Origin of the sequence: Paenibacillus massiliensis subsp. panacisoli DSM 21345 (assembly GCF_000426545.1) — a bacterium.
Classification (GTDB): domain Bacteria; phylum Bacillota; class Bacilli; order Paenibacillales; family Paenibacillaceae; genus Paenibacillus; species Paenibacillus panacisoli.
In genome coordinates this window covers 217851-231768 of record NZ_AUFO01000010.1, presented here as the reverse complement: position 1 = coordinate 231768, position 13918 = coordinate 217851, and the positions used below count along the sequence as shown (strand labels likewise).

The following is a 13918-nucleotide window of genomic DNA, read 5'->3' as shown; positions in this document are numbered from 1 at the left end:
AATTCACACGATTCTGTCGGCTTTGAGCTTCCGTACTTAACGTCGCAAGCGGATAACTGCCTGCAAGCCTTGATCTGTATTGCGCAGCTTCAGACGTGCGCCGATCGTCTTCAGATATGCATCCATGTTATATAGACTGAATGCTTGCTCTTGTGGATTTTGGGAATAATCCGGCTGGAAATAGTTCCAGCGCATCTTATCATTAATACCACCGCCCGTATCCTCGATGATAATCATGATTTCTCCCTCCTCCAGCCGCGAGCTGACCTTGAGCATCTGTGCTTTACGCCTCGCTCGCAGACCTGCTCGACTTTTGTCCTGACCCTCTGTCTGCTCGATTTTTTTCTCCATCGCTTGCACTGCATTTTCCAGCAGTCCCTGAGTCGTCTTATACAACAGCGGTGCTTGGGCCGCAATGGATGGAACAGGCTCCTGGCGCAGGACCACCTGGATATCCTCCATGTTCAACGTTCGTTTCGCCCATTTCAGCGACTCGGTCAGCACCTCATTCAGGTCTGTGAAGCTAATTCCGCTATGATCATTCATCTTCTCCTGCAGGTCTTCGCGCAGGGTGCGAACCTCCGTGAGTAGCTCACCCAAGTTGGATTCCTGTCGGAGTCGCCCCTGAATGAAGGTATCATTGATCTCCCGGAAATACTCAACCTCCTCATGGGTGGCTCCCTTTCCTTGACTGGAGGAGGCTTCGAAGCGATTGGCCAGATCATGATAGAAGCCTAGGAGCTTCAAGTCATCTCCACCCGTCAGCTGAGCCGTCTGCTCCTGAAGCACCTGCAGCCGCTGCTCGATATTTTGCATTAACGGCAAATAATACGTGTCCTGCTGCTGCCTAACATCCTCATCACGCCGCTGATCGCGAACCTGATTATTTACGATGGCATCCTTCACCGTTCGGTTACGGAACTGGACAAGCAGGGCCCAGAGCAACAGAAGCAGTACGGCTAGCACCATCCATAGCTGTGTGCGGAAGGAAGCGATCCGTTCAGGAATCTCCTGGCTGATATCCTCCACCGAAATGTACAGCGCCTCTTCCCCAATACGGCTGAAGCCTATGCCGTAGCTCTTCTGGTCTACCTCAATGACGCCTGTATTGCCCTCCAGAAGTCTTCGGGTGACGTCCGTAATATCCGTGCGGTTGATCTCGGATTCAGCCCGAGAGGCCACAACCTTAAATTGATTATTGTAAAATAAGACCTCATGCTGATGGACTGGCTTGCCTCTAATAATTCCACTAAGCATGTCGGCATCAATCGTGCGCACCATGAAGCCACCCGTCTCGGCTCCAGGAATTCTGCAGACCATGTACTGAACAGGCTGATGATCCTCCGTTACAAAAGGACTTACTGCACAGCCGTTCTGCAGCCACTGAATCTGCCGCACCGCACCTGTCATCTCGGGATTGTTCTGTCCAACAATGACACGATACTGCTCGTCCAGCACGTAGAAGATCCCTGTCTCACGTTTCCATCCCTCGGAATATTGACGATCTCCCTGGTTCAGCACATCTACACCCAGACTTGCCGACAGCTCCTTCAATTCACTCTCCCAAGCGGCATATCGCTCGGTTATATTGGCGGACAGCTCTTGTACTTCATACTGAAGTCGCTCGCTTTGTATGTCCGTCAAGTGATTGCTGAATTGCCGCATGACCAGCCATTGGAGCACAACAGCCAGGATGACCGTTACACACAGTACGATCAGATACGTAATCGCCTTCTGCCAGCCCGGCTTTAATAAAATCCATTGCTTCATGCTCCCTTGTCCTCTCCATTTTGTTCGAGTCGGATCAGAACCGCTTGAATCAAGCATTCCAATTCGTAGCTGACGAGTGGCAGTCGCGCGCATAGCAGCCGGGGAGTTCTGCGCTGGAGCGCGGCAAAGCGTGCAGCCGTCTCTGTCTCCCCATCCGTCAGTAAGATCAGTTCACAGGTTTTCCCAATATAAGTTCGATCCAGCTCCTCTTCGCTGAACTCACGCAGATCAATGATGTAGATCTCATGGCGATCATCCATATGCTGAAGGGTGCTGGAGACGGTCAGTGTCATACTCGCATGTCGGGCAGCGTGGTATTGGTGCAGCAGGAGCATGCCCTTCTCCCACAGCTTCTGCTCCGCAGAATCGAATCGTTCACAGAACTGACGGAGCGCCCGTTCTGTATTGGCGTCTTTCAAAAATGCCAAAACGCTGATATTATACATGTAGTACCTCATTCCTTGCTTTGTGATTGGAGTTGCGTAATTCTTATGACACCCCAAAACATTCTGTTCGTGGACGACAGCCCCATGGTTCTGTCCCTTCTCGAACGGACGTTGATGCAAGAAGCATTCATCATGCATACCGCGAATACACCTAAGGAAGCACTACAGGTGCTGAAGGAACAACCGATAGACGTAGTAGTATCCGATCTGCTTATGCCAGGTCTGGACGGGCTTAAATTTCTTCGTATGATTAAGGAAGATTATCCACATATCGTACGGATTATTTTGTCAGGTCACTTACATACGCAGTCCATTTTGGCAGCGATTAATCAAGTTGGCGTGTTCCGTTTTTTGACCAAGCCGCTAGAGCTGGATGACGATACTCTCAAGAAGATACTGGATGAAGCGCTGAGTCAGGCTCGCCTTAATCGCAGCAACATGTATGCGGATCAGAACCTCGCTTCCAATTTATCGGTATTTCTGGACAGCATTCTTAATGCACCTTATCGGCCTTATGTGCTGCTGAATGATCGGCATACCGTAATGGCTGCGCACGCAGCACTCGCAGATCTGTATCCTGTAGGCAGCTCACTTCGTGATCCTGACCGTGAGGGGCTACAGCTAAGCTCTCATTCACTCTTCATACCACATGACGAACTGGAATCGTCCGATCCAGACCTTTACACCGTAGATACTCTGAATGTAGGACATCTTTCCCTACGCCTTATCCGCCTTAGCGAGATCGCTTGAGCTACGGCTGCCGCCTCTTAATACGGCGGCACCCCCTATTACAGTCAGGCAGACGTACATCCACAGCATGCCTGCTGTCAATAATGGATGACGAACATAACGCTTAACATTCCCCCACGTATACAGCACTGGACGGAAGAAGTACCAGCGTTCCAGTGCCTTTCGCCATCCGCCCTCCTCCGATGACATCGTCCGATCCATCACCGAGAAATAATAGGCCTTTTTGCGTAATACATCCTTCAGATATACCTGCTTCTCGTCATGATAGATTCGTGTAAATACTGCACGGCGGATGACTCCACCGGCCTCCAGATAACGCAGTGTCGGCTGGATCTCCTCGAAAGCAATCTGCTCCGCATTGAACCCTCCTGTCGATTCATAGGAGCTCATCCGCCAGAAGCGTGCCGCCTCTATGGAGCGTTTTCCCAAGGTCTCTCCTGCATTATTAATTACATTGCGCTCAAATACCTTTACCTTCGAGAAGAAGTTGTCTGCCTCGGTGTATGCCTCCTCAGGAATGACCAGTGCTCCGGTATCCTGGTGATCGTCAAAATACTCCACGCCCTGCTGGATCAAATTCTCCGCTAAAATCATATCCGAATCGAGTACAAGAATATAGTCAGCACCCAATTGCCGAGCCTCCTCGACCGCCCTCACTCGTGCGACTCCGCGCTCTCCATGAGGAAGCTCTAATACCGTAACAGGCACTGAGCTCCCCGCAGCCAGCGTGTGAATGACCTCCACCGTTCGATCTTCTGAGCCGTCATCGGCAATCACGATGTGCAGATCCTTGTAATTTTGCCCCATACAGCTTCGCAGGCATGGTTCTATGTTCCGTTCATTGTTGTACGTGGAGAAGAGAATGACCGCTTTGTCCACTCTGTTCCGCCTCCTCTATCCATTGTTCCAGCAGCTTGTCCAATGCGACTGCCGTATGATCAAAATGAAATTTCAAAGCATACTGGTACGCCCGCTCACGAATGGCCAAATATTCCTCTCCACCCTTCGCCGCTCGTTCCATTTGCTCAGATAGTCCGCGCACATCACCATGGAAGCATAGATATCCGCTCTTTCCGAAATCCGTAGCATCTACCAGCCCAGGCGAATTGCTCACAATGCTTGGAGTTCCGACAGCTGCCGCCTCGGTAATGGTCAGCCCCCAGCCCTCACGCAAGGATGGAAATACCAGCGCATGGGCACGACTCATCAGCTCCAGCTTAAGCTCGGCAGACACGAATCCGAAGAAGGTAACGTCGGCCTGCGGCTGCCCCTGCTCATCCGGCACTCCATAAGTCAATCCATATTGCTTCATAATCGGTACTAACTGTTCCTCTACATAGGCTTTGTTAGTTTTGCCGACAATCCAGAGTACAGCATTCGGATAGTTCTTCTTAAGTCTGCCAAAGGCTTCAACGGCCAGGTCAATTCCTTTATACTTCACAAATCGTCCAGCATACATAAAGGTGGGATTCGGCTCCTTGGTCAGAAATTGGTCACGTCTCCAGTGTTCAAATTCAATCCCCTCCGGCAACAGGTGTACCTGATCCGGGTGGAACCCCAGCTTCAGCAGGTCATACCGCGTAGAGGGAGAGACTGTAAGTGTGCGATCCTTCCGGGCCAGCTTAAGCATCAAGGGCTCCAAGAGATAACCAACCACATTTAACGGGAATTTGGCATTCTCGAACCAGATTTCTCTCGTTAGCTGATGGATAAAGAAGATACGCTTGGAGGACTCCACCCAGAATCGGGTAAAGAATTGGTGAGTATTCGCCTGATTCACGACATAATCAATCGCTGTGCGATGACGACGATAATAGCGCATGGCATGAACAATGACGCTCGCTATATTTCCTTTGCGAATATAGGTTACGCCGTCGATGGTTTCTTCCTCAGGCACCCCCTCGTATTGGGGCGAAAAATGGATAAAGCGAACACGAGCTTGCCGTGAACGTTTGAGCATTTCATGCGTGAATATTTCCGCTCCCCCGCTTTTAGGTGAACGAATATCACGCCAGGATAATAATAGAACGACGGTGGTGTCGTCCTGCTCACGTATTGTACTCATGAAGCGCCCCCCTGATCTTGATTTTGGATAAATAGAAATAGGCATCCACCACGAAGTAGAGGGCCATGGCGCCATAGACCACCAATTGCGACAGCAAGAAATCCAAAGGCTCTCTGTGAACCATATGAAAAGCACTCAGTAGCACGGCAACTCCTGCTACTAAGCCAATCATAAATTTGCGTCTACCCAGCAATACATGCATGTGGACGAAGAACAATACGATGGAGAACAGCCAATACACCCACCCACCCCATGGAATAAATACCTCCGCTGCTTGATACGAAGGTCCGAATAATAACGGTATGGACCACGGGAAGACATAGGTTGTGCCTACAAATACACAAATAGCTGCTGCAACCATTAAACCTGCATAAATGGCTAATAGCTTGGCAACAGCTTGACGGTCATGCCCCTGCGCGCCAAGCTTCGGAATAAATGCTGCGATCAGACTGTACGAGACGTAATACACCAATTGGCTATACTTGAGCGCTATCGCATAATTGCTGGCCTGCTCAGGAAAGAAATGCTGCACGTACAGCATGTCGATGGAAATACAAAACAAGATAAACAGATTGGTCATGAGGCTATCCGTGAAATCCTGACCTAGCGCTCTCCACAGCCCGGCAGAGATACGGCCCCCGTTGTTACCGCTGAAGGATACCCCTCTAGACGAGACGAACCATCCGTGAAGCAGTGACAATAGCATCCCCCCACAGCTCGCTAGCAGCAGCGCTTCCAGCTTCAGCCCCAATGCAACCAGCACAAAAAACAGGCTTAGCTTGCCGAATACCTCAATATAGTAATTCACATTAAGAGACAGCATACGTTCCCTGCCCTGCAGGCTTCCCCGACAGGAGCTGACCAGAATATGAAGCCCCACCAAGTTATACAGCATGAACATCGGAAGGGACTCGACGCCTAATACCGAACGCAGCACTGGATGAATCAGCACTAGCAGAGCCATGGACAGCACCGTGAGCAGCAAAGGAGCCTTTAGTAACAGTGTCCCTAGCGGCAGATGACGCGGCGACTCGTCCGGGCCTCCTTTGGATACCAGCTTGGCGATCATCAGTTGTAGCGATAATCCCAGAACAGACAGCAGCGCAAACAGCGCTAACAGTGCATTCGCCTGGCCATAAGCTTGTCCGGTAAGGTACCAGCTCGCAGCAATGTGGAAGAAGAAATTGAAGCCGTTCAGCAATACATTGAAAATAGGAAACATTAATGGACGCAATCGCTTGTGTAACGTGGTCATCTCACCCGCCGATCGAGACGCCAGATATCAATCATCGAGCGCAGGAAACGAAGCGAATCCTTCAGCACGTCGATGTGCGATCCGTCCCGGTCAATACACTTCACAGGTAATTGCAATACACGCAGCTGCAGGCGCTTGGCAATATACATCATTTGCAGATCCAGTGCGAGCCCTAGATGCTCTTTCAGATACGGGAACATCCGCTTTACAGCCACGGAGCTCATGACTTTGAGTCCTGTCTGGGAATCAATCACGCCTGCTGGCAGAAACGGTCGGGAGATCGTACGTTTGCCAAAGCTGACCACGGAGCGCAATAAGGAGCGATTCTCGGCTGTCATATCCTTGGTTCCAATCACAACATCGTAGTAGCCCTGTCTAACCACGTTGATGATTCTGGCGATGTCCTCAATAAAGAAGGAATCATCTGCATCCACGAAGACGTAGTAATCCGCACCGATCGAGCGCATTCCTTCCAGATAAGTACCTGCCTTGCGCGTATTGCGATCCAATTCCCGGGTCTGAAGCAGTGGACTGAAGTTCGGGTTGATCCGGTTGACGGACAAGTCCGTAGATGATTTTAGCGCTCGGATCAACGTATTGGTCTCATCGTGGCTGCCATCATCAATGAGATAAATAGAGCCTTCCACAATCTGACTGCGGATAAAAGCCTGCAATCGCTCGGCAAAGGTCTTAACATGCACAAAACGTTGCTCCTCGTTATACACCGACAGAATGAAGGCAATGTGCTGTCCCTTTCCTGAATACTCCGGGTAGAGCAGGCTTTGGATCTCGGACAGCATCTTCTCGTTGTCGTTAGGTTGCCAGAATAACAAGCGCAAACGACCGAATCCGGTAATCTGAACCATGTGCTGGTCACTGAACGTAACTGTTACATCCGTTACGATTAACAGTGGCATTTCTGGAAATCTACTGCGAATCTCATTCGAGACCCGCACAGCTTCCTCGGGCTCTCTGTAGTCGATCAGACAGCAGGATGCCTTCTCATACGCCGAAGCTTCATCTGGGCTCTCGCATTTAACATATTCATAGAAATAAACTACGTTGGGATAATCAATAGCCCTGTTGTTATCGCTAAAAATGGCTATAGGTCCCTGCACACATAACCTCTCCTTTTTCCTCCGAATTACTATATTGTTGATTGTTCGTCAAAGGTAGTGTTCATGCTCATATCGTTGGCAATTGAATTGCCATGATAAGACAGAATTCTACCACTCCTTCTAGTAGCTCATACCTACTCCATAGCTATGACTACCCTTCTCTTGAACTAGGCCCTTAGTGCAATATTAAGCAGGTGCCTAGCTTCATTTTACAATTCGACTTTTAAAAATGTTTGTGTGAAGTCATGAAGCTTCCTTGCCATAACTTCATATTTTCTTAACAAAGTAGCTGATATGGCTTGTACTATGTGGGGAGTAGAAAAATACAAAGTATTTCACATTTCAGAAAGGAAGAATGTTCGCAATCAGTTCAAAAAAACTATTATTTGGGAGGTTCTCGGTTATCATCATAGTTCTAAAGAACTAAAAAAGGAGGGATTAATGATTCCCACGGTTATGTACGCGTAATATTTTTTTGTTGGATGTTGTAGCATGGAGAGGAATTATGATGCGAAGGATTGTGAAAACAAGGGATGAATCAGCTTGAATAGCCTGAATGGACTTCTTGTATGTATCTGCTAATAAAAAAGAAACCACAAAACGGTGGTATGATATGCTCCCTGTCAAGTAGACAGTCTAAAAAACAAAAACATCTGTATGTAGTCCCCCTCGGTGAAGGGGGATTATTCTTCGTTAAGCTGCTCGTCGATATTCGTTTGGGGACAAGCCATTTAGTCGTTCTGTGTACCGATCATTATTGTAATAACGGATATAAGTTCTCACACTGCGCAGGAGATCATCATAGGTATCGTACTTCTCTAGGTAAAAGCGTTCTGCTTTAAAGGTACCCCAGAATCGTTCAATGGGTTGGTTATCCAGACACCGACTTACACGAGACATGCTTTGGGTAAACTTATATTTCTTTTGAATCTGCTTGTATGTAAGCGAGGTATACTGAAAGCCTCGGTCACTGTGCAACAGCGGCATGACTCCCGGGTTTCTTTCGTAAGCTTTCTTTACCGTATTCACGACAAGCTCATTGTTGTTGGAAGGGCTTAATACCCACGAAACAATAGAGTTGTCATATCCGTCGATCATGGCACTCAGGTAGGCCTTGCGACCATTCCCGTACCTCAGCTCAGTTACATCGGTGCACCACTTTTGATTTGGAGCATCCGCTTGGAAGTCCCGGTTCATGACATTCTCTGCGAGATGAAGTTCTGGAGCTTTCACGTAGTTTGGTCGCTTTTTGCGAATGACTGACCTTAATCCAAATGCACGCATGATGCGGTAATATCGTTTACGGTTGTAGCTTCTTTTCAGCTTACGGTTCAATTGCGTACGCATCTGGCGGTAGCCGAGAATTCTCTTTCGTTTGACATAATGCTGTTTGATTTCCTTAGCCAGTGCAAGATTTTCGAGTTCCCTGGTGGATGGCGTCCATGTTAGCCACTTGTAATAGGCAGATCGAGCGATTCCTGCCAGCTCACAGAGCTTGCTGATCGCATATCCTTTGTCGGCATGTAATTCCTTAATGGCTTGGTAGGCGTCTACATGCCGAATAAAGGTTAGTGCGTGTTTCTTCGCCGGATCTCTGCCAGCTTTTTTGAGAGTGCATTCTCCATTTCCAAGTACTCATTACGCGCTTCGAGTTCCTTAATCCGAAGCTTTAAGCGTTCCTGCTCATTTAGCTCCTCTGGCAGCTTCTTCCGGCCCCGGAGGTACTGTAAAGCCTCCTGGCCACTTGCCTTATATTTACGAACCCATGCGTATACCTGCTGGTAAGAGACACCGTATTTGTCGATGGCTTTCTGATAATCGAGATCGTGAGCGATGGTGTATTGTGCAATTTCAATCCGTTCTTCGTAAGTCGTTTTCCGTCCTTTGTTCATGTAGGGTTGTCCTTCTCCTCTACGAGTTGGTTTCCTTGGTATCTCTCCAGTATACTTGGAAACCCAACGCTGTAACACACTTCTACTCGAAATGTGATACTTTTTCACCACTGCTCGTACGGAGTATTCGCCAGAAAGTACATCCTGGATAGCTGATCGTTTTAGCTGTTTGGAGTAAACCTTCCATCCTTTGGATTTTCTTAATCCTTCTTCTCCATCTGCTTGATATTTTCTGACCCAATCGGTCACCGTATCTGGAGAGATTCCCAGTTGCTTCGCCTCATGGTTTGGGTTTGATTCATATCGTAAACAACGCCGCACAGCCTGAATCTTTAATTCGTACGAAATCGGACTTTTCTTGGACATTACAAAAACCCCCATCATAGTAGAAGTTTTGTTTTTTTCTACTGTCTACAATGATGGGAGCATATCAGTAGCTCGCATTGTGGATTAATTATACTTAATCAATATAAGTATCCTTCACTACGGTTTTCCAGTTAATCTTCTCCCCGCGTAGCACTTGATCCATAATACTATTGAACGCGCCTTATGCTCCAACCATGCCCTCCTTGCAATCAAATGCCGATCCGACGGCGGGCCCGGTTCAGGCTCTTCGCCAAGTTCCGGCTCATCGTCGAACGGCCGATAGGTTGTCCGATCGCTGCCGTCAGCCCACGCCTTCTCGCCTAGCAGGTGGAACTCGCTCTCCAGCACCCTATCACTAATCTACAGTATTTTGCATTTAATGAAAAAAGCTTATTCCTAACTCTTATTTGAGCTGAAATAAGCTTTTCATGTGTAGTTTCTCAAATCAATCTGACTTTAAGCCTAAAATGTATTCAACTCTCGCTTTTGTTGTATACGTCGTCTCTATAATCTTCAATTCACTACTCGTGAGTAATTTCTTACAATATTGAACATCTTCTAACAATTGTTTTACTTCGTTTTCATCAATAGTATCCTCAAATTTTGAATTTTCAAGATAACTATCTAAATTAGAACAAATAAAATCAGCGATTTCATTGTATTTTGCGCTCTCAATTGCGATTGAAACAAAATATAAAGTTTTAGTAAATAAACTATCATTTACTATCCTCCAATCTTCTTCCAAAGTTTTCGCTGAAACTTGCGCTACATTTAAGCCCTCCTCTCCAATGTATTCCTCAAAATCTAAAACAATAGAATTTTTTATTGAGTCGTAACTTATCAACTTCATACCATCATTCCTCATCTCATACTAAAAAAAATATTTAAATAATAACGTATGGATTTATTTAATTTTTTAATTGGAGAACATATTAATTATCTTCAGAGGATATTTTAGAACTCTTTTGCTCGGAGCGAACCTTCACACTATCGTCGATTAGCTAGTTGAACTAGTACAAAAAGTTTTTAAGTACCCGATATCTGCTACAATAGAGACAATCAATTCACACTTAAACGTAGTTGAAGACTAATGAGGTGAGTACGCTGGAACCAAAATTTATTCATCCATGGGATGTTAATGAAGCCCAATCCATTGAGATCCAACAGGAGCTCGCAAAGAAAGTCATTCAAACAGATCAATTGTCTGGAATTTATTACATAGCTGGCGTTGATGTTGCCTATCACAAATCAAGTGATCAATTAGTAGCTGCCGTTGTCATCCTAGAAAAGGATTCTCTAGAATGCATAGAGACATCTGTTATTGAAGATACCGCCCAATTCCCGTATATTCCAGGATTATTTTCTTTCCGAGAACTGCCTCCAATCATCAAGGCATTTGAAAAAATACAACACACGCCACAACTGATTGTGTGCGATGGACAGGGTGTTGCCCATCCCAGAAGGTGCGGACTTGCTTCTCACCTAGGTGTACTATTTGATGTGCCAACGATTGGCTGTGGAAAAACCAGGTTATGGGGTGAATATTCAGAACCGGACATATGGCGCGGAAGCACTGCTCCATTAATTGACGATGATGAGGTCATCGGGAATGTATTAAGGACGCAGGATAAGGTTAATCCTGTTTTTATATCCGTCGGCCATCGTATATCCTTGGATACTGCCTGCCAATGGATACTGGACCTTGCACCCAAATATCGCTTACCAGAAACGACGCGTCAGGCAGATCAACTGGTTAAGAAACATTGTAGCGCTATCTAGGTGAGATGCACAATTCACTTACAATATGATATTGTTATGCGAAAATGCTATTTAAAAAAACAAGGGCGGAATTCCGCCCTTGATATTGTATACTGTTCTTACTATATGATTACATAATCCATATAATCAGTGGGCAAGGCATTTTTGTGCTAGTAATGCTTCATTTAACGAATAATATGCAGACGAACAGAACCAATTCAGAACTACATATTTCAAGTTTTAATTTCATAGATTCTCTTGCTTAGAATAATACTCTCTGAATTTCAACAAAACATCATAATTTGAATCAGGGGATTTAGGGTCAAGTTCTCGTTTTTCAATTAACTTACCATTCTGGTCCCATTCAGTATAGTCCAGTTCAATCCCCCATTCGAAATGAGCAATAGATTTTATTGAGCCATTTGAATGCCAACAAGTTCTACAACCATGTATCCGTCCTCTCTTTAATTCATATTCTGATTGAATTTCCCCATCAGAATACCATTCTTTTCGAATACCATGTGGAAGCCCATTTTTATAATTAGTTTTCCTTTTTATAACTCCATTAGGGTGATTTGAATATCCAATACCTGTGAATAGTTCGTCATCATAAATTCTTAAATCATCATCATAATCCAGCATCTCTTCATCTACGATTTTTTCCATATTTCAAAACCTCCGGAATAAAATTGGTTCCTTGTGTCAAGTATTCACAATGCGGACACCTTGGAACAGGAGTCCCTCGTAGCTTTTGAGAACCGTTAGACTTCACCACATATATCATAAAATCTGAAAGTTTTGAACCTTCTCTAGATAATAAGGCCTCGTTTAGTGCGAGAATTTCGGCATGAGACCCAGCACCTTTAGATTTTTTATATCCATTTAGTATATTTTTAGGCATTTTTACTAGTCTCTTTTTAATCACTTTTGCAAGTTCATTAGGGATACTTCCATCCATAGTGTTTCTAGCAAAATAAATCTTCCCAGTCTTTTTATCAAGCACACCAGCTAAACATGGTCCCATTTCATCATTTGTTACTCCTATAGATTTTAGACGCTTATATTCATCACCAACAGCACCTCTTAAATTAATACGTTGATGTAGTTCTTTAGAGCTTAACTTACCATATTTAGCCCTCAACTCTTCTAAACGACTTTTTTTACGATTACTAGGTACTTTAAGATAACCTTTGAGCTTCTGGCCCATCTTACTACCAGCATCACTGAGCTTGTCCACTACCTTCTCAAAGCCCTCGTTTGCCTTCGTAACTCCCTTTTTCACCCAATCTGGAGTCACTTTATTACCGACTTTGCCCACAAAGCCAGTGAACTTTTGACCTACCTTGCTGTCCAGCACGCCCAAGGTCAGCATCCCGATGCCCGCATCCTTGGCTACAGTACTCCAATTAATCTTCTCCCCACGGAGCACCTGATCCATAATACTCGTGAAGGCACCTTCCGCCCCAGCAGCGCCCATCTTACGAGCAAATGCCGTTCCGACGGCGGCTCCCGGTCCGAAGATCGCACCACTTACCGCTCCGATGAAGCTGTCCTTTAGCCCGGTCAACGCATAGTCACTCATGTCGCTAACCTCGCCCCGGGCTATATCCGATACGGCCATCATCCCGACACCCATCGAGCCCCCAATCAACGCACCACTGGCTACCGCTCCGATCAGAATCGGGCCTGCTCCCAGTGTCGCAACAGTCAGAGCCGCTACAGCTGCGACAGCCACGACGACTGCTAGGCCGACCAATACATTCTTCACCAGCTTACCCCAGTTGAATGGCGGGTCCGGTTCAGGCTCTTCGCCAAGCTCCGGCTCGTCGTCGAACGGCGGATAGGTTGTCCGGTCGCTGCCGTCAGCCCACACCTTCTCGCCTAGCAGATGGTACTCGCTCTCCACCACCAGCCCTGCTTCGCTCTCGCCGCGGTAGGCCAAGATCTGGCTTTCACTGCCCAGAATGATCTGCTGCGGGGTATAGAGCTCCAGCTCCAGCTCCGCGGTCATCGTCAGCTTGCCGGGACTGGTAATCTCAATCCCCGTCTCGTCGTTCAGACTGACGAGCATCGCTCCCTCGGGGTCCTTTTGCAGGTTCACATGGCTCGGCGCCAGCTTCAGCTCACTACCATGCTCGGTCCCGAAGTATCTCGTATTGGTGTCGCTTGTCTTGGCAGATTCACCGCCATTCTTGCGTACCGTCCCCACAATCAGCGCACCGGAGCCCGTTGCATCCGGGTAGTACAGACTTGCCTTCGTTCCGACCTGTGGCAGACAGTACATCGCGCTCCCCGTCGGCGGAGCGAACGGATACCAATGCGGCTGCCCGCTTGCAGCGGTTCTTTCGCTCCCTACTAAAAATGTAGGTTCTCCGCTTTCGGTAAGAGTCAACATAATCGTAGACATTTGATTTCTGAGTACCAAAAAAGCTTAACCCTATTCTCTCTAGAACTGGGATAAGCTTTTTTGGATTATAATTCGTTGTTTATATCTCTAT

The 13918-nt window shown here is 46.8% G+C and carries 13 protein-coding genes; 2 read left to right on the top strand and 11 right to left on the bottom strand.

Annotation, left to right across the window (positions count from 1 at the left end; all coding sequences use genetic code 11):
* Window positions 1-36: 36 nt before the first annotated feature.
* Both K331_RS0109255 and K331_RS0109250 read right to left on the bottom strand, forming a co-directional pair.
* On the bottom strand, window positions 37-1770 hold the full coding sequence (locus K331_RS0109255; RefSeq protein WP_028590079.1) for a hypothetical protein: 1734 nt from the start codon (window positions 1768-1770) through the stop codon (window positions 37-39).
* Window positions 1767-2216, bottom strand: coding sequence for a hypothetical protein (locus K331_RS0109250; protein ID WP_028590078.1), 450 nt, complete (start codon window positions 2214-2216; stop codon window positions 1767-1769). The genes K331_RS0109255 and K331_RS0109250 overlap by 4 nt, the downstream gene beginning before the upstream one ends.
* A 45-nt stretch (window positions 2217-2261) precedes the next feature.
* Between K331_RS0109250 and K331_RS0109245 the strand changes: the two genes are divergently transcribed.
* Window positions 2262-2966, top strand: coding sequence for a response regulator (locus tag K331_RS0109245; protein ID WP_028590077.1), 705 nt, complete (start codon window positions 2262-2264; stop codon window positions 2964-2966).
* Here K331_RS0109245 and K331_RS0109240 read toward each other — a convergent pair.
* The 7 genes from K331_RS0109240 to K331_RS0109210 form a co-directional block, all read right to left on the bottom strand.
* On the bottom strand, window positions 2934-3845 hold the full coding sequence (locus tag K331_RS0109240; protein WP_028590076.1) for a glycosyltransferase family A protein: 912 nt from the start codon (window positions 3843-3845) through the stop codon (window positions 2934-2936). The two genes, K331_RS0109245 and K331_RS0109240, sit on opposite strands and share 33 nt — an antisense overlap.
* Entirely contained in the window at window positions 3805-5031 is a 1227-nt protein-coding gene (locus K331_RS0109235) for a glycosyltransferase family 4 protein (protein ID WP_028590075.1), read from the bottom strand. Before K331_RS0109235 ends, K331_RS0109240 begins: the two co-directional genes overlap by 41 nt.
* Entirely contained in the window at window positions 5015-6286 is a 1272-nt protein-coding gene (locus K331_RS0109230; RefSeq protein ID WP_036634497.1) for an MATE family efflux transporter, read from the bottom strand. Before K331_RS0109230 ends, K331_RS0109235 begins: the two co-directional genes overlap by 17 nt.
* Complete coding sequence (locus tag K331_RS0109225) at window positions 6283-7404, bottom strand: glycosyltransferase (protein ID WP_028590073.1); 1122 nt, start codon at window positions 7402-7404, stop codon at window positions 6283-6285. The genes K331_RS0109230 and K331_RS0109225 overlap by 4 nt, the downstream gene beginning before the upstream one ends.
* 693 nt (window positions 7405-8097) lie before the next feature.
* On the bottom strand, window positions 8098-8940 hold the full coding sequence (locus tag K331_RS0109220; RefSeq protein ID WP_264177748.1) for an IS3 family transposase: 843 nt from the start codon (window positions 8938-8940) through the stop codon (window positions 8098-8100).
* Between the two features lie 32 nt (window positions 8941-8972).
* A complete protein-coding gene (locus tag K331_RS0109215; RefSeq protein ID WP_028590071.1) occupies window positions 8973-9662 on the bottom strand; it encodes a helix-turn-helix domain-containing protein in 690 nt (229 codons plus the stop codon).
* A 445-nt stretch (window positions 9663-10107) separates the two neighbouring features.
* The gene (locus K331_RS0109210; protein WP_028590070.1) at window positions 10108-10512 is read right to left on the bottom strand and encodes a hypothetical protein; all 405 of its coding nucleotides are present in this window, start codon (window positions 10510-10512) and stop codon (window positions 10108-10110) included.
* A 254-nt stretch (window positions 10513-10766) separates the two neighbouring features.
* Between K331_RS0109210 and nfi the strand changes: the two genes are divergently transcribed.
* Complete coding sequence (gene nfi, locus K331_RS0109205; RefSeq protein WP_028590069.1) at window positions 10767-11441, top strand: deoxyribonuclease V; 675 nt, start codon at window positions 10767-10769, stop codon at window positions 11439-11441.
* Between the two features lie 225 nt (window positions 11442-11666).
* Here the strand turns inward: nfi and K331_RS0109200 are convergent, their stop codons facing one another.
* Together K331_RS0109200 and K331_RS32190 are read right to left on the bottom strand one after the other, a co-directional pair.
* Window positions 11667-12086 carry a toxin-antitoxin system YwqK family antitoxin gene (locus K331_RS0109200; protein WP_028590068.1) on the bottom strand — a complete coding sequence of 140 codons (420 nt, stop codon included), beginning with the start codon at window positions 12084-12086 and terminating at the stop codon, window positions 11667-11669.
* Window positions 12067-13845 carry a YwqJ-related putative deaminase gene (locus tag K331_RS32190; protein WP_211237332.1) on the bottom strand — a complete coding sequence of 593 codons (1779 nt, stop codon included), beginning with the start codon at window positions 13843-13845 and terminating at the stop codon, window positions 12067-12069. Before K331_RS32190 ends, K331_RS0109200 begins: the two co-directional genes overlap by 20 nt.
* Window positions 13846-13918: the final 73 nt, after the last annotated feature.